General features: G+C 58.8%; 21 protein-coding genes. 8 read left to right on the top strand and 13 right to left on the bottom strand.

Annotated features, from left to right (window positions below; all coding sequences use genetic code 11):
- Positions 1-55: 55 nt before the first annotated feature.
- Entirely contained in the window at positions 56-1,063 is a 1,008-nt protein-coding gene (locus tag AC2FJB_RS09015) for a CAP domain-containing protein (RefSeq protein WP_496717909.1), read from the bottom strand.
- Between the two features lie 294 nt (positions 1,064-1,357).
- Positions 1,358-1,564, bottom strand: coding sequence for a 30S ribosomal protein S21 (rpsU, locus tag AC2FJB_RS09010; RefSeq protein WP_005614280.1), 207 nt, complete (start codon positions 1,562-1,564; stop codon positions 1,358-1,360).
- 111 nt (positions 1,565-1,675) lie between these two features.
- Between rpsU and AC2FJB_RS09005 the strand changes: the two genes are divergently transcribed.
- Both AC2FJB_RS09005 and AC2FJB_RS09000 read left to right on the top strand, forming a co-directional pair.
- On the top strand, positions 1,676-2,368 hold the full coding sequence (locus tag AC2FJB_RS09005) for a COQ9 family protein (protein ID WP_299899274.1): 693 nt from the start codon (positions 1,676-1,678) through the stop codon (positions 2,366-2,368).
- A 61-nt stretch (positions 2,369-2,429) separates the two neighbouring features.
- On the top strand, positions 2,430-3,416 hold the full coding sequence (locus AC2FJB_RS09000) for an NAD(P)H-quinone oxidoreductase (RefSeq protein WP_496717910.1): 987 nt from the start codon (positions 2,430-2,432) through the stop codon (positions 3,414-3,416).
- 30 nt (positions 3,417-3,446) lie between these two features.
- Here AC2FJB_RS09000 and AC2FJB_RS08995 read toward each other — a convergent pair whose 3' ends face one another.
- Positions 3,447-4,304: a DUF2189 domain-containing protein gene (locus AC2FJB_RS08995; RefSeq protein WP_496717912.1), complete on the bottom strand. Its 858-nt coding sequence runs from the start codon at positions 4,302-4,304 to the stop codon at positions 3,447-3,449.
- 193 nt (positions 4,305-4,497) lie between these two features.
- Between AC2FJB_RS08995 and AC2FJB_RS08990 the strand changes: the two genes are divergently transcribed.
- Positions 4,498-5,481, top strand: coding sequence for a quinone oxidoreductase family protein (locus AC2FJB_RS08990; RefSeq protein WP_117870487.1), 984 nt, complete (start codon positions 4,498-4,500; stop codon positions 5,479-5,481).
- Between the two features lie 49 nt (positions 5,482-5,530).
- On the opposite strand, the gene AC2FJB_RS08985 is transcribed toward AC2FJB_RS08990, so the two are convergent.
- From AC2FJB_RS08985 to AC2FJB_RS08945, 9 genes are all read right to left on the bottom strand, one after another.
- Complete coding sequence (locus tag AC2FJB_RS08985) at positions 5,531-6,064, bottom strand: outer membrane protein (protein WP_117870485.1); 534 nt, start codon at positions 6,062-6,064, stop codon at positions 5,531-5,533.
- Positions 6,065-6,324: 260 nt separating this feature from the next.
- Positions 6,325-6,801 carry a YHS domain-containing (seleno)protein gene (locus AC2FJB_RS08980; RefSeq protein ID WP_117870483.1) on the bottom strand — a complete coding sequence of 159 codons (477 nt, stop codon included), beginning with the start codon at positions 6,799-6,801 and terminating at the stop codon, positions 6,325-6,327.
- A 449-nt stretch (positions 6,802-7,250) separates the two neighbouring features.
- Positions 7,251-7,856 carry a glycerol-3-phosphate 1-O-acyltransferase PlsY gene (gene plsY, locus AC2FJB_RS08975; protein ID WP_496717913.1) on the bottom strand — a complete coding sequence of 202 codons (606 nt, stop codon included), beginning with the start codon at positions 7,854-7,856 and terminating at the stop codon, positions 7,251-7,253.
- Complete coding sequence (pyrC, locus tag AC2FJB_RS08970) at positions 7,856-9,136, bottom strand: dihydroorotase (protein ID WP_496717914.1); 1,281 nt, start codon at positions 9,134-9,136, stop codon at positions 7,856-7,858. The genes plsY and pyrC overlap by 1 nt, the downstream gene beginning before the upstream one ends.
- On the bottom strand, positions 9,133-9,585 hold the full coding sequence (locus AC2FJB_RS08965; protein ID WP_496717916.1) for a hypothetical protein: 453 nt from the start codon (positions 9,583-9,585) through the stop codon (positions 9,133-9,135). Before AC2FJB_RS08965 ends, pyrC begins: the two co-directional genes overlap by 4 nt.
- Positions 9,582-9,968: a hypothetical protein gene (locus tag AC2FJB_RS08960; protein ID WP_496717918.1), complete on the bottom strand. Its 387-nt coding sequence runs from the start codon at positions 9,966-9,968 to the stop codon at positions 9,582-9,584. The genes AC2FJB_RS08965 and AC2FJB_RS08960 overlap by 4 nt, the downstream gene beginning before the upstream one ends.
- Positions 9,953-10,471, bottom strand: a complete 519-nt coding sequence (locus AC2FJB_RS08955; RefSeq protein ID WP_496717919.1) for a hypothetical protein — start codon at positions 10,469-10,471, stop codon at positions 9,953-9,955. The genes AC2FJB_RS08960 and AC2FJB_RS08955 overlap by 16 nt, the downstream gene beginning before the upstream one ends.
- Entirely contained in the window at positions 10,468-11,403 is a 936-nt protein-coding gene (locus AC2FJB_RS08950) for an aspartate carbamoyltransferase catalytic subunit (RefSeq protein WP_117870472.1), read from the bottom strand. Before AC2FJB_RS08950 ends, AC2FJB_RS08955 begins: the two co-directional genes overlap by 4 nt.
- Before the next feature lie 59 nt (positions 11,404-11,462).
- Positions 11,463-12,050 (bottom strand): scavenger receptor class F, member 2, encoded by a 588-nt coding sequence (locus AC2FJB_RS08945; RefSeq protein WP_496672405.1) that lies wholly within the window; start codon positions 12,048-12,050, stop codon positions 11,463-11,465.
- Between the two features lie 110 nt (positions 12,051-12,160).
- Between AC2FJB_RS08945 and AC2FJB_RS08940 the strand changes: the two genes are divergently transcribed.
- The 5 genes from AC2FJB_RS08940 (at position 12,161) to AC2FJB_RS08920 (ending at position 19,258) form a co-directional block, all read left to right on the top strand.
- A complete protein-coding gene (locus tag AC2FJB_RS08940; RefSeq protein WP_117870469.1) occupies positions 12,161-12,928 on the top strand; it encodes a uracil-DNA glycosylase in 768 nt (255 codons plus the stop codon).
- Complete coding sequence (locus AC2FJB_RS08935) at positions 12,925-13,524, top strand: metallophosphoesterase family protein (protein ID WP_496682469.1); 600 nt, start codon at positions 12,925-12,927, stop codon at positions 13,522-13,524. The genes AC2FJB_RS08940 and AC2FJB_RS08935 overlap by 4 nt, the downstream gene beginning before the upstream one ends.
- 229 nt (positions 13,525-13,753) lie before the next feature.
- A complete protein-coding gene (gene moaB, locus AC2FJB_RS08930; protein WP_117870465.1) occupies positions 13,754-14,296 on the top strand; it encodes a molybdenum cofactor biosynthesis protein B in 543 nt (180 codons plus the stop codon).
- A 106-nt stretch (positions 14,297-14,402) separates the two neighbouring features.
- A complete protein-coding gene (locus AC2FJB_RS08925; protein ID WP_496717921.1) occupies positions 14,403-15,851 on the top strand; it encodes an efflux RND transporter periplasmic adaptor subunit in 1,449 nt (482 codons plus the stop codon).
- A gap of 5 nt (positions 15,852-15,856) precedes the next feature.
- Entirely contained in the window at positions 15,857-19,258 is a 3,402-nt protein-coding gene (locus tag AC2FJB_RS08920) for an efflux RND transporter permease subunit (RefSeq protein ID WP_496717923.1), read from the top strand.
- Here the strand turns inward: AC2FJB_RS08920 and AC2FJB_RS08915 are convergent.
- Complete coding sequence (locus AC2FJB_RS08915; RefSeq protein WP_299899230.1) at positions 19,225-19,674, bottom strand: NUDIX hydrolase; 450 nt, start codon at positions 19,672-19,674, stop codon at positions 19,225-19,227. The genes AC2FJB_RS08920 and AC2FJB_RS08915 overlap by 34 nt on opposite strands.
- Between the last annotated feature and the right edge of the window lies 1 nt (position 19,675).

Raw genomic sequence — 19,675 nt, 5'->3', positions numbered from 1 at the left:
CTCTGAGCCGGAACATGCGAGGCCGACACGGCCGGCCTCGCACAGGTTCAATTGATCAGGCTGCATCCATCATGCAGTCAAAGTTGAAGAAGTTGACCATTATGATGTCACAGTCATCGACGTCGGCTGTTTCGGTACCCGCAGGCTCGGATTCCGTTTCTGGCGTGGCGTCGGCGGTCGGCATCATGTCGACATCATCGGTGCCGGCCACGTCCGTGTCGCCGTTCATGTCGTCTTCCCAATCGAACTCGTCAAACTGCGCTTGCAGGTTTTCGAGGAAATTGGCGATTTCATCGAGGAAGGCCTGAACGTCAAAGCAGATTGCTTCGGGCTCACCGCCATCAACCACTTCGGTGTCCGGCATTTCAGGTTCCGGTTCCTCGGTTTCGGTGACGTCAGTATCCGGCGTTTCGGGTCCCGGCTCTTCAGTCTCGGTGACATCGGTGTCCGGTGTCTCGGGTGTAGGCTCTTCGGTTCCGGGCGTCTCAGTTCCTGGCTCTTCGGTTTCGGTGACGTCAGTATCCGGCGTTTCGACTTCCGGCTCTTCTGGTACGGCGACTTCGTCCGGCGTGGTTGGCGGAACTGGCGGTGTGTTTGTATTGCCGTTGTCCAGCATGACTGCCGCGTCGGTCGCGGCAAAGTTCTGGGTGACCATCACCGCATCAAAGCCCTGCATGTCACCGGTTTCGACGCCGATCCCGATATATTTGAAATCCGGGTTCAGGATATTGGCGCGGTGGCCCGGGCTGTTCATCAGGTTTTGGTGCAGCTGGGCCACGTCATCGCTGATGCCAGGCGCTCCGCGTTCTGACTGCCATGCGATGTTTTCGCCAGTACGCCAGCTTCCCTCAAGATCGAAACCGGCACCTTGCATCCGCTGGGTTGCACTGGAACCGCCAGAACCGGTGTGACTGAATGTGTCTGTATTCAACATCCAGGTGCTGTGATCTTCGGACGAGTCGTTTAGCTGCGTTTCAAGTTGCAGCGGGTTGAGCCCGCGGGATGTGCGTTCCTGGTTTATCAGCCCCAGCATCTCGCGTTCGAATGTACTTGCAGTCGACATGTTTGCCTCCGTTTGTGTTTGTGTCCTTTCAGACGGGCTCACTTAGAGGTGGGGGTGTCGACGGTGATAGGGGTTGGTTCAACTCAGGCGAGTTTTGGCGAGGCGATGCTACCAACACGAGATTCGCTGCGCTGCTAAATGCCGGGCAAAATGTTGCTGGTGAGGAAATGGCGGCTTGCCGCACAGCCCGTCCCACGAGTCGGCGGATTGTATCCGATCCCTGAAACGACAAACCCCCGGGCGATGCCTCGGGGGTCGTCAAATAGTGTCATCCAAAGCTGGACGAGCGAGGTTTTAGAGCAAACCTTCGCGCTGTGCTTTCTTACGTGCCAGTTTACGGGCACGACGGATCGCTTCAGCCTTCTCGCGCGCTTTTTTCTCGGACGGCTTCTCGAAATGTTGCTTAAGCTTCATTTCGCGGAATACGCCTTCGCGCTGCAGCTTTTTCTTCAGGGCACGAAGCGCCTGATCGACGTTATTGTCGCGAACACTAACCTGCATGTGGTTGTCACCACCTTTCTAGATAGAGTTGCAAGGAAATTGCAGGAGTTGGCGGTATAGCAAAGCCGTTCTAACTTGTCTAGTACTGGCCCCGACAACCGGAGAAACGTCATGACCACCACATATGAAGATGCAAAACACCAGCTTTTGGATGCAATGCTGAACCATGTTCCCTTCGATGGATGGTCGGAAACCAGTTTTCGTGCCTCCATTTCCGACTGTGGTCTGGATGACGGCCTGGCGCGCGCGATCTGTCCGCGCGGCGCAGTTGATCTGGCACTGGCCTATCATGCGCGCGGCGATCAGGCGATGCTGGACCGCATAAAGTCCGAAGACCTAAGTGGGCTGAAATTTCGGGACAAGATTGCCGCTTCGGTTCGGTTCCGTTTGCAAGCGGTCGAGGATAAAGAACTGGTGCGCCGGGGCATGACGCTGTTTTCCCTGCCAACTTACGCGGCAGACGGTGCCAGGGCAGTTTGGCAGACCTGCGATCTGATCTGGGATACGTTGGGCGATACCTCGGACGACGTGAACTGGTACACGAAACGGGCCACTTTGTCGGGTGTCTATTCCTCGACCTTGTTGTTCTGGCTGGGCGATGACAGCCCGGGTCATCAGCGCACGTGGGAGTTTCTGGATCGCCGGATCGCGAACGTCATGGAGTTCGAAAAGCTCAAGGCACAGATGCGCGACAACCCGGTGTTGAAACCGTTTCTGGCAGTTCCGAACTGGCTGGCGGGTCAGGTGAAAGCACCAGAGAAAATGCGAGCAGACCTTCCGGGAAAACTGAACCCCCGAAAGTAGCTCGTCTTGGTGCTGGGCCTTGACCCTGATGCCTGCTAGGCATTGGGCAAAGGAGGTGCCTATGACCCAGATGATGCGCGCTGTTGAGATCACCGAACCGGGTGGTCCTGATGTTTTGCAACTGACCGAGCGTTCTGTCCCCGAACCGGGTGCAGGGCAAGTGGTGCTGAAAGTGGCTTATGCCGGCGTGAACCGCCCGGATGCGTTGCAACGTGCGGGCGCTTACGATCCGCCGCCCGGTGCCAGTGACTTGCCGGGGCTTGAGGCTTCGGGCGAGGTTGTCTCGGTTGGGGCCGGGGTTCAGGGACTGTCCGTCGGCGATCAGGTCTGCGCGTTGCTGCCGGGCGGAGGCTATGCCGAATACGTCGCCACCCCTGCGGCCCACTGCCTGCCGGTGCCTGCCGGCATGGGAATGAAAGAGGCGGCTTGCCTGCCCGAGACCTTTTTCACCGTCTGGTCCAACGTGTTTACGCGGGGTGGGTTGAAGGCAGGCGAGAGATTTCTGGTCCATGGTGGCTCGAGTGGGATTGGTACGACAGCCATCCAGTTGGCCAACGCCTTTGGTGCCCGCGTTTTTGCCACCGCAGGTTCGGATGAGAAATGCGAAGCTTGCGTCAAATTGGGTGCGGAAAGGGCGATCAACTACCGCGATGAGGATTTTGTGGCCGTCATGCGGGCCGAAGGTGGGGCAAACCTGATCCTCGACATGGTCGGTGGCGACTATATTCCGCGTAACGTCAAAGCTCTGGCCGAGGATGGGCGGCTGGTCCAGATCGCCTTCCTGCAAGGACCGGTCGTGGAGCTGAACTTTGCCCTGATGATGGTCAAGCGCCTGACCCTGACCGGCAGCACCCTGCGCCCACAAAGCGATCTGGCCAAGGCCCGGATTGCGCAGGACCTGCGCGAAGCCGTCTGGCCTCTGCTTGAGGCTGGCAAGGTAGCGCCTGTTATGGATAGCGAATTTGATCTGGCCGAGGCTGCGGCTGCCCATGCACGCATGGAAAGCTCGGGCCATATTGGCAAGATCGTTCTGAAGGTCTCGGGCTGAGTATTGAAGGCGCGGGGTTGTCCCGCGCGTTCACGCAATCGCGCGGCGGTACAGGTGCCATGTGGCATGACCCAGAACCGGCATCACTACGATCAAACCCAACAGCATCGGCAGGGCACCCAGAAACAGAAGGGCAGCCACGATGAACCCCCAGGTCAAGATGACGCCGGGGTTGTGACGCAACACGCGAAACGACGTCACGACCGCCACCGGCAATCCGACTTTCCGGTCCAGAAGCAATGGAAAGCTGACGACACTGACCGCCAGAGCGCACAGAGCGAACACGAATCCAACGGTGAGTCCGACTGCCATCATCGTCCAGCCGGCAGTCGTAGAGAATACTTGCTGAGCAAAAGCGCCCAGTGACGCAGGGGCTTCTGGACCCATTGTATACGTGTAGATGCTTTGCGCCACCATCAGCCAGATCAGCAGAAGCATCACCAGATAAAACCCGAGTACCAGAATTGCGCCGAATGACGGCGAGCGAAAGACGCCGAACGCATCCAGCCAATGCGCCGTGCTGCCTTGCTCTCGTTTGCGGCTGATCTCGTACAAACCCACGGCTGCCACAGGACCGATCAAAGCAAAACCGGCAACGAGAGGAGCCAGAAGTGGAATCATACTGACGTTCAGGGCAAAGCCGAACATCAAAAGCCCTGCGATCGGGTAAATCAGTACAATGAATATGGCGTCCGCTCGTGTTTCGAGAAAGTCGTGATACCCCGCCCGCAGGCAAGCGCGCAGATCCTGCATCGTCAATGTCTGCACCATCGGCAGATGCTTGATATCTGCGCTTCCGAGTTGTGAAACGCTATCCGAGACATGATCACCGGCCGCACCCAGATTCTGGGCTGCCCAGCTGATCGGATTTCCGATTGTTTTTGCCATTTTCATCCCCTTCCCTGGCGAGAATTGCGCCGCGGAACGGATCCGGCAATTTGTTGTCCGTGGCCGGACCAGCCGACAACGCCTGACCTCATTATAGCACAGTTTGGCGAAATCCTGTTCAACACTGTGGCACCAGACGGATTGCCCTGCATCGCAGTCATGTTAGCTTGAGGTCAGGCAAGAGGAGGTCAGGATGCAGACAACAGCGAAAACGGTTGTAGTTCACGAATTCGGCGGGCCCGAGGTGTTGCGGATCGAAGACAGGCCAGTGGGCGACCCCGGACCGGGTGAAATACGTATTCGCCACCAGGCCTGCGGCCTAAATTTTATCGACGTATATCAACGTACTGGATTGTACCCCCTTGATCTTCCTCATGCTTTGGGCATGGAAGCGTCCGGCGTCATCGAGGCCGTCGGGGACGGGGTGACGCACCTGCAACCCGGCCAGCGGGCCGCATATGCGGCAGCCCCACCCGGAGCGTATTGCGAGGCCCGCGTAATGCCTGCGGCACAGGTGTGCCCTCTGCCGGACGGCATCACATTCGAAGCTGCTGCGGCAATGATGTTGAAGGGTTTGACGGTTGAATACCTGTTTCACCGAACCACTCCGCTGAAACGCGGGGATACGGTGCTGTTTCACGCAGCGGCCGGTGGGGTCGGACTGATCGCCTGCCAATGGGCGAAATCCGAGGGGATCACCCTGATTGGCACGGCGGGAACCGACGAGAAATGCAGCCTTGCCCGGTTCAACGGGGCTGCGCATTGCATCAACTACCGATCCGAGAATTTCACCGAACGGGTGGCCGAGATCACCAAGGGTCAGGGCGTGGACGTGGTGATGGATTCCGTCGGGGCGGATACGTTCCAAGGATCGCTGAATTGTTTGAGACCGTTAGGGATGATGATTTCCTTCGGCAACGCGTCCGGGCCGGTGCCGCCGTTCGATATCGGTGTTCTGGGTCAGAAAGGATCGCTCAAGATCACCCGACCCACCTTGTTCACCCATATTGCGGATCACTCCGTGTGTCAGGCAATGGCGCGCCGCTTGTTCGGCAAGGTCGAGGGCAGAGAGGTCAAGATTCACATCGATCAGCGTTTTGCGCTTGATCAGGTTGCCGATGCCCATCGCGCGCTTGAAGCGCGACAGACCACGGGCAGTACGATTCTGGACCTCTGAATCGAAGCCCGGCCGGACAGGCCGGGCCCATTTTTGTCTGGGATGCCATTCAGAACCGGTAAGAGGCGCGGATCTGCAATGTGGTTGCGTCGACATCCACATTGTTTCCGTTGAAGTTATCGAATTCGTGGTACAGCAGTTCTCCACCAATACTCACGTTTGGGGCCACGATCTGTTCGTAGCCTGCGCCAATGAACCACCCGTCATCGCTGCCCAAGGTGTCCGTACCAGCTTCGGCATAGCCTGCCGTGCCATATAGCAAACCTTGCGGGTTTATTTTGTAGCCAGCACGCGCCTTCAGCCGCCAGACATCTTCAACAGTTGCGGCGCCAGACAGATCCACGTCAGTCCAGTCATAGTCAAAACCGCCGCCAACGACCCAGTCGCCGAGATCATAATCGTAACCCAGGATGATACCACCGATTACGCCATCGCCGTCGACCCCGGACAGGCTGGTGTCCACATCGGCATAACCCAGTTGCAGACCGCCATAAAACCCGGTCCAGTTGCCCGAGGATTGTGCCATTGCCGATCCCGCGACCACGGTTGCGACAGTGGTGATGAGAGCCAATTTCAATGTCATCTCATTTCCTTTCGATTGTCACTCTGCTTCAGTGAAATTCAGTTCACTTATGCAGACCATTACGATCCGCTAGCGTCATCGGATCAGTGATACCTACGAATTCCAGCCCGTATTCTTGCGTTGAAACGTGACAAGACACGCCGTTGCCCTTTGAAAACGGGCACTTCTGATACTGATGAGATAGGAAGAAATGAGAGGTCTTCAAACGACGTGCGGCGGCGGAACGTTCCGCCGCCGACACGCCTGACAGTTTCAGCGGATTATTGCTTCTGCAATTCAGCAGGGGTCTTGTCCGCGATGTCTTCCCAGTTTGCGCTCGCGCTTTCGATAAAGCCCGGGATGTCGCCTTCCCAGCGTTCCTGGATGTCTTCCGACAGGTTCAGGTACAGCTTGTTGTCGACGATTTTCCAGTAGTTCGGGTCACCGTCGAACTTGAAGCCCATGGCTGTACCGAAGGCACAGTAGCCACCGTAGGCAGGCAGGTAGGCTTCCGGGTTGGCTTCGAAGGCGGCTTTGTTTTCTTCCGACGAGAAACGATACATTGCATCGTCGTACAGCGTGGTGATGCGGTAGTCACCTTTGGTGGCTTCACCAACGGTGAAATAGGCAACCGGGTCATAACCCTGCATGGCCAGACCAGTCGAGCTCGCGTTGATGTCCACACCCGCAGCCAGAGCGGATGTTGCCACTGCAACGGACAGAGCGACGCCACCGATCAGAGATTTAAACTTGTTCATTGTTCCACCTTTCGTGAAAGGAGCCTCGTCTGTGTGCGGATCGAAGGCCCCGGATTGTTGTCCTGTGTGGCCCGTAATTGACCGTCACGACAGCGATCTGGGGTGCAGTTGGATCACGTTCAAAACAATGAATCGTGATTGTGCGCCAGAGAATAACGCCTGTTCATAAATGCAGGCCCGGCATTACGCGTCCGGTTCAAAGTCCAGAACAAACGCAATGACTTTGCAGGCCGCCATTTCACACGGCCTCAGCAGTGCCCCGCTGAGGCACGTCTGATACAGGTTCATGCTTATATAGTCGGTTCCGCCCAGTTCGTGTGCAACCAGCTAGTGGGATTTTCCCTCTGCCATATGTTGACGCACAACGACGTAGCGCCGGTCCCCCGATATACCAGTGAAACTACCCTTGGGCAGCGCGAAAAAAGCGGAAATAAAAGCGTCCGGCGGTGTCACGACTTTCCGATTTTCGGTTCAGTTCCGGCCTTGATTCGCGCGACGTTGGTGCTGTGACGCCAGTAGATTAGAAGCGTCAGAATAACCCCCAGGATAAAAGATTGCCCGCTGGTCAGAACCAGCACCCAGGTTGTTGAAAGTGCAGCCGCGGCCAACGCGCCGACCGAGGATATCCGCCAGATCGCTGCCGCCACCAACCAGCTGAGACAGCAAGCGACACCGACGCGCCAGTCCAGCGCCAGCCAGAGGCCTAGAAAGGTGGCCACGCCTTTTCCGCCCTTAAACCCCAGCCAGATAGGAAAGCAATGGCCCAGAAAGGCAAAAAGGGCTGCGATTTGTGCGGCGTCTTCTCCGGCATAAGTACGGGCAATCAGAACCGCCACCGCGCCTTTGGCCGCGTCAAACAGCAATGTCAGCGCCGCTGCGGCTTTGTTGCCGGTGCGCAGGACGTTGGTTGCGCCGATATTTCCGGATCCGATTTCGCGCAGATTTCCCAACCCCATGACCTTGGCAAGCAAAAGGCCGAAGGGAATGGAGCCCATCAGATATCCAACCACCGCCCACTGGAGCAGTTCGCTAGTCGAGTTGTCGATCGGGGGCATTAGGAACTCCGGAACACTTCTTGACCTGCAACATAGGTCGAAATGACCTTACCTTGCATCCGCTGGCCGTCAAATGGAGTGTTCTGAGATTTGGATTTTAAGGCAAACCGATCAAGCACAAAAGGCACATCCGGGTCGAACAGAACCAGATCTGCCGGGGCACCTTCCGACAATCGGCCACTTTCCAGACCAAGCCGTTTGGCCGGGTTCAATGCCATCGCCCGGAACAGGGTCGGCAGGTCCAACTGGTCGGCATGATACAGGCGCAACGCCGCAGGCAACAGCGTTTCCAGCGCCACCGCACCCGAGGCGGCTTCTTCGAACGGCAGGCGTTTGCTTTCCTCGTCCTGCGGTGTGTGCATCGAACTGATCGTATCGATGAGGCCGGTGCGGACGGCCTCGATCACCGCCTGCCGGTCATCCTCGGACCGCAGCGGCGGCTTGACCTTGAAGAAGGTGCGATAGTCGGCCACGTCGAGCTCGTTCAGCGTCAGATGGTGAATCGACGTACCAGCGGTTATGTCCAGCCCGTTGCGCTTGGCCCGTTCCAGCGCGGGCAGGGCGCGAGCCGTGGTGATCTGGTCGGCGTGATAAGCTGCGCCCGTCATTTCGAGCAGCGCAATGTCACGGTCCAGCCCCATGCGCTCGGCCATGGGTGAAACGGCTGGCAATCCGCGCAGGGCGGCGAATTTGCCGCTGGTGACAGCAGCCCCGGCGCTGAGGCCCGGGTCCTGCGGATGGGCAATCACCAGCGCGCCGCAGGATTTCGCATAGGTCAGTGCGCGGGAAAACACCTTGGTATTGGTGATGACGTGATCGCAATCGGTGAAGGCCACCGCACCCGCGTCCTGCAAGAACCCGATCTCGGTCATCTCACGCCCTTCGCGCCCCTTGGTCAGCGCGGCCATCGGCAGAACATTGACCGGCGCATCCGCCTGCGCGCGCCTTGTCGCAAATTCCAGCGTTTCCGGCGTATCGACCGCAGGCAGAGTATCCGGCCGGGTGACGATGGTTGTCACACCCCCGGCAGCCGCCGCAAGACCAGCGGATTTGTAGCTTTCCTTGTGCCGTTCCCCCGGCTCGCAGACCTTGACGCCGATATCGACGATGCCGGGAGCGAGGCACTTGCCGCCGCAGTCGATGACCTGAGCGTCAGTGACGGGCATGTCCCCGTTGCCCTTGCCCTGAATGAGGCCGTCGGCAATGTGCAGCCAGCCGAGACTGTCCGTGCCGGTTTCAGGGTCGATCAGGCGGGCATTGGTGAAGATCATGGTGTTCATGTCTGGGCCTCTCGGGCTTGGGTCAACGCCGCCAACGCGGCATCCGGATCGGGCAGATGGTCGAATCTGAAAAAGGGGTGGCGGTTAAAAACTACCGCTGAGGGCACAGTGCGGAAATTCAGGAACCGGTTGATTTCCAGTTTCTTAGGTTTCAGTTCTTTGTTGATTTGCCACGCGTTTTGCGAGGTCACAACGTAAACTCTTTGCGAGCGAACAAAGCGGTCCGCCCACATCACAAATGCCAACGCGCCCGTGCAACTGATCAGCTTCCAAATATCCCGCAGGGTGTCAGCAAACCAAGGGATAGCTAACCACGACAGAATGACAGAGCCGATCAAAATTCTGTAAGACCAACCCAGATGAGGCGGAAAAAAACCGTTATGCGGCCGCCCGAACCATAGAACCTGTTCGCCCTCTGGTATCTTCTCGCGCCACCATTCGTCGCTCATCCCATTGCCCTTTCAATCGCGGCTTTGGTGGCGGCCGGGTCTGACTGGTATTTGATCAGATGCTTGTCGCCGGTTTTGGTGACGATCTGGACGAAGCTGCCCATGATATTCACGGCGGTGATCTGGTTCAGCGGCACGCTGCGTCCGCCGGGACCGGTCAGTGTTGTGTCTGATATTTCCCAATTGGCGACCAGTTCTTCCGAGGACAGATACCAGGCGCGTATGCCGATGGCAGCAAGGCCGGCGGGGGCTCCGGTCCAGACGTAGGGATTGCCGATCAGCCAAAGAACGATCATCGCACCGGCCATGGCAACAGCAGCCAGCCATGCGTTGGTGCGGATATAGGCCCCTTTGTCCGGGGCGAAGATCACAGGATCAGCCATAAGATGCCCCCGATGACCAAAAGCGCGACCAGTGCCAGTATGGCTGATCCGACGAGGCGGGGGGTGTCACCCGCTGTGACGGTTTGCGGAGCGGAAAAGGGCTTGGCGCTTTCGGTTTCAATGGTCCCCCCGGTCCAGTTCGTGGCCTCTTCCGTGAACAGGCCGATCAGGCGCAGGCGCGGATCAGGGTTCAGCGTCGCCGGGTGTCCGTTGAAAGCCGCGCTGCGAAGGACCATGACCCAACCGTCGACAGAGGCCAGAGCGTTCCGGTCCAGCTGATCCGCAGACACGCCGCAGCCCTCGGTCAGATAGCCGTAAAGGCCGAGGTCCTCGAGGTCGGAGACCGGGAATACATCGATGTGGCTGGAATCCAGCCCGTCGACCCCAAGCACCTGATCGGCGGCACCCGGTTCGCGCAGGAACTTTGCCTCTTCCGGACGCATGTCCAGCGCGAACAGGCGCAAGACGCCGTGTTCGTTGGGGGAGATGGCCAGCTTGTTCACGCGGCCTCGCGCAGGTTGCGGGCCAGCAGTTCCATTGCTGCCATGCGAACGGCGACGCCCATTTCCACCTGTTCCTGAATGACGGACCGGTTGATGTCGTCCGCCAGTGTGCCGTCGATCTCGACCCCGCGGTTCATCGGACCGGGATGCATGACGATCGCGTCTGGCTTGGCCTGTGCCAGCTTCGCGGCGTCCAGACCATAGCGGTGGTAATACTCGCGTTCCGAGGGGATGAACCCGCCATCCATGCGTTCTTTCTGGAGGCGCAACATCATGACGACATCGACGTCTTTGAGGCCCTCGTTCATGTCATCGTATATTTCGGCGCCAAACTCGGCAAATTGCGCGGGCACCAGCGTCGGCGGCCCAATCAGGCGGATGCGGTTCTCCATCTTGCCCAGCAGGATCAGGTTCGAGCGGGCCACGCGGGAATGGGCCACGTCCCCGCAGATCGCGATGTTCAGCCGGTGCAGGCGACCCTTGGCGCGACGGATGGTCAAGGCGTCCAGCAGGGCTTGCGTTGGGTGCTCATGTTTACCGTCGCCCGCGTTCAAAACGGCGCAATTGACCTTTTGCGCCAGAAGATCGACCGCGCCGGAATGCGGGTGCCGCACAACCAGAAGATCGGGATGCATCGCGTTCAATGTCATCGCAGTGTCGATCAGGGTCTCGCCTTTTTTGATCGAGCTTGCCTGCATCGCCATGTTCATCACATCCGCGCCCAGCCGTTTGCCCGCCAGCTCGAAACTGGCCTGCGTCCGGGTCGAGTTTTCAAAGAACATGTTGATCTGGGTGAGACCCGACAGCACGTCCGAATGCTTGGTCGACTGGCGGTTCATGGCGACATAGGTCTCGGCCAGATCCAGAATTTCGGTGATATCGGATTGCGACAGATGCTCGATGCCAAGAAGGTGACGATGGGCGAAACGCATGGGCGGGCTCCTGTCTGACAATCGCGCCGCTTATAGGAAGCCGTGCGACGCAAGGCAACCTAAGGTTCCGTACCCTCAGGCAGTTTTTCGCAGCCGCCCTCGGGCAGGCATTGCTCACCCGGCTTGCACCACTTGCCGTAGCCGCAGTCGATCGCCTTGATCGGTACACAACCCTGATGGGCCGAACATTTGAAACCGGGACGGCATTGTGATCCGGTTTCCTCGCACAGGAACCATCCCGGACGAGAACATCCCCCGCCGGGCAGGCAGGACGAGCCGCGCGCGCAGGTTCTGCCATCAGCGCAAGTGGTTGGAGGCGTCGTATCCAACTCGGGTGCGCTCCGTTCACACTCACCACGACCATTGCAGAAACTGTCGCCCGGACAGTCCAGCCGCGAGGCGCATTTGTTCAGGCCTGCGGGCGCACATCTGAGTCCACCTGCGACGCAGCGTTCGAACGGACCGCAACTGCGCCCGCCGCCGCAATAGGTGCCGCCCAGCGGAATGCAGTGGCCATCAAAACTGCATCTTTGCCCGCCTGAGCAACAGGTGCTGCCGCATTTGAACTGACCAGCACGGCACTGCCCGTGTTTGTCGTGAAACGTGGCCACTGCCGGATCACCAGTGACTACCAGCACTAAACCCATGATGAGGAATCGCAGAAATCTGAGCATCGCACGCCGATGGTCGGCGCGACAGAGCGTCCGATCAAGTCCTATTCGCTTTCCCTCAGCCCTCAGGAAGGTAAGTTATCCCTATGGAATCGGGTTTGGACTATTATTCTGCGCGGGCGCTGCTGGAATGGCAGATCGAATTGGGCGCCACCGAGGCAATCGGTGATGTGCCGGTTGACCGGTACGCGTTGCCCGACACCACGGCCAAACCCAAGAAAGCAGAAGCGCGCCCCGCCGCCCCGGCGAAGCCACGGGATGTAGACCCAGTTGCAATAGCGGGATCTGTAGCACAGGGCGCGGGATCGCTGGATCAATTGCGCGCAGCGATGGACGCTTTCGAACACTGCGAGCTCAAACGCGGGGCGCGACAGTTGGTTTTTGCCGATGGTACCCCCGGCGCGCGCGTGATGATCATTGGCGAAGCTCCCGGGCGCGAAGAAGACCGTGAAGGCAAGCCCTTTGTTGGCCGTGCAGGTCAATTGCTGGACCGGATGCTGGCGGCAATTGATCTGGATCGCCGCGAAAGCGTCTATATCACCAATGTGCTGCCATGGCGGCCCCCGCAGAACCGCGATCCCAAGCCCGAAGAGATCGGGATGATGAAGCCGTTCTTGGAACGCCACGTGGCACTGGCCAGGCCCGAGGTTCTGGTTGTGATGGGGAATATCAGCTGTCAGGCGGTGCTGGGCAAACGCGGAATCACCCGCCTGCGCGGCAAATGGGATCAGGCAATGGATCTTCCAGTGATTCCGATGTTCCACCCGGCTTACCTGTTGCGACAACCGCAGATGAAACGGCAGGCCTGGGCGGATCTGCTGGAACTGAAAGCGCGGCTGCGAGGTGCAACATGAAGGTTCTGGCATTCTCTGATCTGCACATGGCGCGCAACCGGGCAGCCGATCTTGTCGCCGCCAGCGCCGAGGCTGATCTTGTCATTGGCGCCGGTGATTATTGCAACTCGCGTCAGGGGCTGGACGAGGCGATGCATATGCTGTCCGGCATTTCGGCCCCGCTGGTCCTGATCCCGGGAAACGCAGAAAGTGCGGAAGAACTGGGCGATGCCGCCCCGGAAGGTGTCCATGTCCTGCACGGGTCTGGTATGACGATAGACGGCGTGAGCCTGTTTGGCCTTGGCTACGGCGTACCACCGACTCCGTTCGGAAACTGGTCCTGTGACCTGACAGAAGGTGAGGCGTCCGAGATGCTCGACCGGTGTGAAACGGCTGATGTCCTGATCGTTCATTCTCCTCCCAAAGGGTATGGGGATCAGACATCGCAAGGTCTTTCGGTCGGATCAACTGCCATACGAGATGCGGTGGAACGCCTTCAGCCAAGATTTGCGTTCTTCGGTCATGTACATGAAAGCTGGGGCTATCGAGGGTCCTTGGGTCGAACGCATTTGGCCAATCTGGGCCCGACGCCGAGTTGGTTTGAAGTAGGCTCATGACCGAAACCTTTACCCTGTTGGCGCCCATTCCGCAGTTTGTGAACCCCGAGGCGGGATCATCGCCGTCGGAGTGTTTGCGGTGAACGGGCTTGTGGGCATCTTTGCCGGATGCGCGAGTGGGCTGCGTGTCGGCAATCCACACGCCTCACGTAATATTGGCCGGATTACGGGGGGTATTTTTCCCGCCCTCGCTATCCGACTTGCCATTCTGGAAAGGGTCTGACGCAAGATGTCACGCATTGACGAAACCATGGAGTTCATCCCCGTCAGAATTGCCGTTCTGACCGTTTCGGATACCAGATCGATGGACGAAGATCGCTCGGGGCAGACATTGGTGGACAGGATTGAAAAAGCGGGCCATGTGGTTGCGGATCGCCAGATCATTCGGGACGAGCGCGACCAGATCGCCGACCAGTTGCGTGCATGGGTGGCTGATGAGCAGATCGATGTCGTGATCTCGACCGGGGGAACGGGTCTGACCGGGCGGGACGTGACAGTCGAGGCGCACCGGGACGTGTACGAAAAAGAGATCGACGCATTCGGCACTGTCTTCACCATCATCTCGATGGAAAAAATCGGCACCTCGGCGGTGCAGTCCCGTGCAACCGGGGGCGTTGCGGGGGGAACATACCTGTTTGCATTGCCCGGCAGCCCGGGGGCCTGCAAGGATGCGTGGGATGGGATTTTGGAAAAACAGTTCGATTACCGGCATCGCCCCTGCAATTTTGTGGAAATAATGCCCAGATTGGACGAACATCTGCGACGGAAGTAGACTGGTCGTACGTTCAATTCCGTATAACCGCTTTGTGGCTTGGCATAATTCGTGATCCGGCTACATGTTGTGGACGGCAGTGTGGTGCAACCGGGGTAACTGTTTGATGCGATTTTTACGGCAGAGTCTTGTCGGTATCTTTCTGGCGTTCCTGACGCTGGCTTTGCTTTTTGTTGCTGCGCAGATCATCATGGGTGCTGTGCAGGATGTCCTGACGCGAGAAGAAGCGACGCCTCCCTCGCGCGAACGGGTTTTTGCAGTGTCCGTGCATCGAGCCGAGGCTGAAACAGTTACCCCTTATCTTGAGGCTTTCGGGGAGGTTCAGAGCCGTCGCAGGCTCGAGTTGCGGGCCGCATTGGGTGGACGCGTTATCGGGCTAGCCGAAGACTTTGAAGATGGCGGAGTGGTTTCGACAGGCGAGCTTCTGGTCGAGCTAGACCCGGCGGATGCGCAATCTGCTCTGGACCGGGCCAAATCCGATTTATTGGACGCACAGTTTGAAGAACGGGACGCCGAGCGGTCTTTGTTACTGGCTCAGGACGAGCTGAAATCGGCAGAAGCACAGGCAGACCTTCGCGAACGGGCGCTGCAACGTCAGCGCGATCTGCAATCTCGGGGTGTCGGTGCTGCCGCCAGTGTGGAAGAGGCTGAACTGGCCGCCACCTCGGCGCAACAAGCGGTATTGGCCCGTCGCATTGCGCTCGCGCAGGCGGAATCCCGCGTCGATCAGGCCACAACTTTGCAGGCCCGCGCCGTGATCGCTTTGGAAGCGGCAGAACGTGACCTTGAAGATATGACCATTCGGGCGGGCTTTGGTGGTACCTTGACCGACGTGACGTTGGTGGAAGGGCGGTTGGTTTCGGCCAATGAAAAGCTGGCCGAACTGGTCGATCCCAACGCCCTTGAGGTGGCGTTCCGGGTATCGACAGCACAATACGTCCGCCTGCTGGATGAAAACGATCGTTTGATCAATGCACCGGTTACGGTCTCGCTGGAAGTTACTGGAACCGATCTTACCGCCCCAGGCCGGATCAGCCGCGACAGCGGTTCGGCAGGTGAAGGCCAGACAGGTCGTTTGATCTATGCGCATTTGCAAGAAGCCTCGGGCTTCAAGCCCGGCGATTTCGTAACAGTCTCTGTTCAGGAGCAACCGGTTGCCAACGTCTTTCGCCTGCCATCCTCTGCACTCGATGCGGCGAGCACTGTTTTGGTGCTGGGCGCAGACGACCGTCTGGAAAGTCTGCCGGTACAGCTGATCCGCCGGCAGGGCGATGAGGTCCTGCTGCGGGGCAATGGGTTGGAAGGGCGCGATGTCGTCGTCGGACGTACGCCTTTGCTTGGTTCAGGTGTGAGGGTACGGCCTCTGCGGATCGACGCCAATGCGGACCCGGGCATGGTCGAGCTGAGCCCATCGAAACGGGCCGCTCTTGTGGCACAGGTCGAAGCGAGCGAGACCATGCCGCAAGACGAAAAATCGCAGCTTCTGGGTCAGTTGCAGGAAGCGCGCGTTCCGGCCTCGCTGATACGTCGCCTTGAAACCAAGGCTGGGGGCTGATCGCCATGATGCGCGAGATACCGGGCGCGGCTGGTGGCATCCTCAGCTATTTCACGCGCCATCGGACCGTAGCCAATCTTTTGCTGCTTGTGATGCTTGTTCTGGGTGCGGCGGCGATCCCCAACATGCGGGCGCAGTTCTTTCCCGATGTGGTACTGGAACGTGTGGATGTCACCGTCTCGTGGGATGATGGCGGACCGGAAGACATGGACACTGGGATTGTCCAACTTCTGGAACCTGCCTTGTTGGCCGTTGAAGGCGTGACCAGTACCGAGGCCAGCTCTTACCCCGGTTGGAGTCGAATCCGGCTGGAATTCGAACCCAACTGGGATGTATCCCGCGCGGTCGAGGATGTGAGAACCGCGGTTGATGGCGTCACCGATCTGCCTGAAGGCGCCGAGGAACCCAAAATTCAGCGCGGTGTTTGGCGCGACCGGGTGACGGATCTCATAATCAGCGGCCCAACCGATACCGCGCAATTGGCCAAACTAACCGATGAGTTGATCAACCGACTGTTCGCTGCCGGTGTCACGCGAACCAGTATCCGTGGCATCGCGGCACCGCAGATCGTTGTCGAGGTGACCACGGCGCAGTTGATCGCAAACGACATTACAATGGCCGAGATCGCTTCGGCCATTGGAGCTGAGGTTAACACGGATCCCGCAGGTGAAGTGGATGGCGCGGGTGCGCGCATTCGCGCCGGCACCGAAAAACGCACCCCCGAGCAGATTGAAGGTATTGCGCTTCGGACCAATGCAGATGGATCGAAGCTGCGCGTTGGTGATATTGCCCGCATTCGCGTCGAAGGGGTCACACGTGACCGTAGCTATTTTGTCGGCGACCACCCGGCTATGTCGATCAGGGTCGACCGGTCGAACCAGGGCGATGCCATAGACATCCAGCACACTGTCGAGGATGTTGCCCGCAACATGCAGGCAAGCGTACCTGAAGGTGTGAAGATCGAACTGATCCGTACCCGGGCCCAGGCGATCACTGACCGATTGAACATCCTTTTCGATAACGGTCTGATGGGCCTTGGCCTTGTGGTCTGTTTGTTGTTCCTGTTTCTAAACGCGCGTATCGCGTTTTGGGTTGCGGCCGGTATTCCTGTGGCAATGTCGGCGGCCATAGCGCTGATGTATCTGGGTGGCCTGTCGCTCAACATGGTTTCGCTATTCGGCCTGATCATCACGCTGGGTATCGTGGTGGACGACGCGATCGTCGTGGGTGAACATGCGGATTTTCGCGCCCGCCGGCTGGGAGAGGCACCTGTCGTGGCCGCCGAACGTGCCGCCCGGCGCATGGCGATGCCGGTTTTGGCTGCGACTGTAACGACGGTAATCGCATTCTTTGGATTGACGTTGGTAGGCGGTCGGTTTGGAGAACTGATCCGTGATATCCCATTTACGGTGATCGCAGTTCTGATCGCCTCATTGGTAGAGTGCTTTCTGATCCTGCCAAATCATATGGCGCACGCAATTGCCCATTCTGCAAAAGAACACTGGTACGACCTTCCCAATCGTGTCGTCAATCGGGGCTTCCGCTGGGTGCGTGACAACCTTTTCCGTCCGCTGGTCATCTGGGTGATCTGGGCGCGTTATGTTGTTGTGGCGCTTATGATCGCAGTTCTGGCAAGCCAGGTTGCCCTCTTCATCCGGGGGGATGTCAACTGGCGGTTCTTCAACGCACCCGAGCGCAGCTCGGTCAGTGGCGGGTTTATCATGCGTGAAGGTTCGACACGGGCCGACACGATTGAAATGATGCGCATGTTGCAACAAGCCACCGACGAACTGGGGCAGATCTACGAAGAGCGTTATGGCGAAAACCCAATCGAATTTGTTCTGGCCGAGGTCGGCGGCACCGCGGGCCGTGGGTTGGCGGCGGCAGATGGCAAAGATGGCAGCGTTCTGGGTGGCATCTCGATCGAATTGATAGACGCCGACCTGCGCCCCTATTCCAGTTTCGAGTTTGTGGGCGAGTTGCAGGACTTCGTGCCGCGCCATCCGAATGTCGAAGTGCTCACCTTTCGGGGCTGGCGGTCCGGACCCGGCGGTGAAGCCATTGATGTGCAATTCTATGGCTCGGACGTGAACGTCCTGAAATCGGCGTCAGAAGACCTTCAGACCGCACTGTCGAAATTTCCCGAAGTCTCGGCGCTCGAGGATACTCTGGCCTATGACAAGGAAGAGTTCATACTGGACCTGACTGCGCAGGGAGAGGCGCTGGGCTTTCGGATCGAAACGCTGGGGCGGGCTTTGCGCAACCGTTTGAACGGGATTGAGGCCGCAACCTTCCCCGACGGGCCGCGCAGTGCCGAGATCCGTGTGGAACTGCCTGAGGGCGAACTGACGGCAGATTTCCTCGAGCGTACGCTGATGCGGTCTCCTGACGGGGTTTACGTACCGCTGGCCGACATCGTTTCGGTCGAGCGTAAATCCGGTTTCTCGACGGTTCGGCGCGAAAACGGCCTGAGGGTTGTTTCGGTCTACGGCGACATCTCGGAAGATAATCCGGCACGCGCCACCGAAATCGAACGGGCGATGCAGGAAGAAATTCTGCCCGATATCGCAGCGGAACGGCAAGTTGAGTGGCGCATGTCGGGTCTGAGTGAACAGGAAAATGATTTCCTTGCCGAAGCGCGCACCGGTTTGATCCTGTGCCTGACAGGTATCTACCTTGTACTGGCCTGGGTGTTCGCCAGCTGGACACGGCCAGTGGTCGTTATGGCAATCATACCCTTCGGCCTCGTTGGTGCGATCTGGGGCCACTACATCTGGGAAGTGCCGCTCAGCATGTTCACGGTGGTCGGATTGCTGGGCATGACCGGAATCATCATCAACGACTCGATCGTTCTGGTGACCACGATAGATGCGTATCAAAAAGACCGTGGTCTGGTTCCGTCCATTGTCGAAGGTACCGCAGACAGGTTGCGGCCCGTGATGCTGACCACTTTGACCACGGTTCTCGGACTTGCGCCGTTGCTTTATGAAGGTTCGCAACAGGCGCAATTCCTCAAGCCGACCGTGATAACGCTGGTTTACGGGCTTGGGTTCGGGATGTTGCTGGTTCTGATTCTGGTGCCTGCTCTCCTGGCGATCGTCAATGATGTAGCGCGCCCGATGACAGCCATGCGCCGAGCTGCGCGGGCACCCGACCGGGTGGTTCGGGGCGCACTGGCGGCAACCGGGGCCGCATTGGCGGTTTGGTTCGGCCTGACAATGATTTGGCCCGCAGTTACCGGCGCACCGCTTGGCCTGCTGCAAGGCCTCTATGCAGGTGGAGATGGCATTGCGGTGCTGCAAATGGGGTTGGGTGCATTTCTGGCCGGTGCAATTCTGATCGTGATCCTGAGCGTGGTGCTGTCAGGTTTGCTTTATGGGCGGCTCACAAGATCGGCCGATGCCTGATCCGCGCGGATTGCGTGTTCCATGAGGTCGATGACCCGCGCGCTCATCGGCAAGTCGCCCCGGCGTATCTGCTCGATGGCAAACCAGCGGGCATCCAGCGCGTCATCACCGGCTTGTGGTGTGCCAGACTGATAGCGGCAGGCAACGCCGACCAACAGGTAATGGGACAGAACCTGTCCCGCCTTGTCGTGGCGCAGCAGATCCAGGTTTCTCAGGTAATGTGACGGTTCCGCAATCACCGAGGTTTCTTCCTGCAACTCGCGCTGCGCCGCCTGCAATACGGTTTCACCCCACTCCACGTGGCCGCCGGGGAATCCCCAAAGCCCCTTGTCCGGCTGTTTGCTGCGCTGAACCAGAAGAACCTTGTCCTGATGCAGAACAACCGCCAACGCACCGATCTTGGGGGATTGGCTCATG

This window comes from Ruegeria sp. CDSC085 (assembly GCF_059610465.1).
The sequence above is the reverse complement of the archived record's forward strand: the minus strand, read 5'-3'. Positions and strand labels throughout refer to the sequence as shown.

Excerpts from the sequence above, each read along its gene's own strand:
- AC2FJB_RS08995 (WP_496717912.1), bottom strand. The coding sequence starts at position 4,304 with ATGGCAAAAACAATCGGAAATCCGATCAGCTGGGCAGCCCAGAATCTG.
- AC2FJB_RS08915 (WP_299899230.1), bottom strand. The coding sequence starts at position 19,674 with ATGAGCCAATCCCCCAAGATCGGTGCGTTGGCGGTTGTTCTGCATCAG.
- AC2FJB_RS08960 (WP_496717918.1), bottom strand. The coding sequence starts at position 9,968 with ATGGCTGATCCTGTGATCTTCGCCCCGGACAAAGGGGCCTATATCCGC.
- plsY (WP_496717913.1), bottom strand. The coding sequence starts at position 7,856 with ATGCCCCCGATCGACAACTCGACTAGCGAACTGCTCCAGTGGGCGGTG.
- AC2FJB_RS08950 (WP_117870472.1), bottom strand. The coding sequence starts at position 11,403 with ATGCGTTTCGCCCATCGTCACCTTCTTGGCATCGAGCATCTGTCGCAA.
- AC2FJB_RS08985 (WP_117870485.1), bottom strand. The coding sequence starts at position 6,064 with ATGACATTGAAATTGGCTCTCATCACCACTGTCGCAACCGTGGTCGCG.
- AC2FJB_RS09005 (WP_299899274.1), top strand. The coding sequence starts at position 1,676 with ATGACCACCACATATGAAGATGCAAAACACCAGCTTTTGGATGCAATG.
- AC2FJB_RS08940 (WP_117870469.1), top strand. The coding sequence starts at position 12,161 with ATGGAATCGGGTTTGGACTATTATTCTGCGCGGGCGCTGCTGGAATGG.
- pyrC (WP_496717914.1), bottom strand. The coding sequence starts at position 9,136 with ATGAACACCATGATCTTCACCAATGCCCGCCTGATCGACCCTGAAACC.
- AC2FJB_RS09015 (WP_496717909.1), bottom strand. The coding sequence starts at position 1,063 with ATGTCGACTGCAAGTACATTCGAACGCGAGATGCTGGGGCTGATAAAC.
- AC2FJB_RS09000 (WP_496717910.1), top strand. The coding sequence starts at position 2,430 with ATGACCCAGATGATGCGCGCTGTTGAGATCACCGAACCGGGTGGTCCT.
- moaB (WP_117870465.1), top strand. The coding sequence starts at position 13,754 with ATGTCACGCATTGACGAAACCATGGAGTTCATCCCCGTCAGAATTGCC.
- AC2FJB_RS08945 (WP_496672405.1), bottom strand. The coding sequence starts at position 12,050 with ATGGGTTTAGTGCTGGTAGTCACTGGTGATCCGGCAGTGGCCACGTTT.
- AC2FJB_RS08965 (WP_496717916.1), bottom strand. The coding sequence starts at position 9,585 with ATGAGCGACGAATGGTGGCGCGAGAAGATACCAGAGGGCGAACAGGTT.
- rpsU (WP_005614280.1), bottom strand. The coding sequence starts at position 1,564 with ATGCAGGTTAGTGTTCGCGACAATAACGTCGATCAGGCGCTTCGTGCC.
- AC2FJB_RS08925 (WP_496717921.1), top strand. The coding sequence starts at position 14,403 with ATGCGATTTTTACGGCAGAGTCTTGTCGGTATCTTTCTGGCGTTCCTG.
- AC2FJB_RS08935 (WP_496682469.1), top strand. The coding sequence starts at position 12,925 with ATGAAGGTTCTGGCATTCTCTGATCTGCACATGGCGCGCAACCGGGCA.
- AC2FJB_RS08980 (WP_117870483.1), bottom strand. The coding sequence starts at position 6,801 with ATGAACAAGTTTAAATCTCTGATCGGTGGCGTCGCTCTGTCCGTTGCA.
- AC2FJB_RS08920 (WP_496717923.1), top strand. The coding sequence starts at position 15,857 with ATGATGCGCGAGATACCGGGCGCGGCTGGTGGCATCCTCAGCTATTTC.
- AC2FJB_RS08990 (WP_117870487.1), top strand. The coding sequence starts at position 4,498 with ATGCAGACAACAGCGAAAACGGTTGTAGTTCACGAATTCGGCGGGCCC.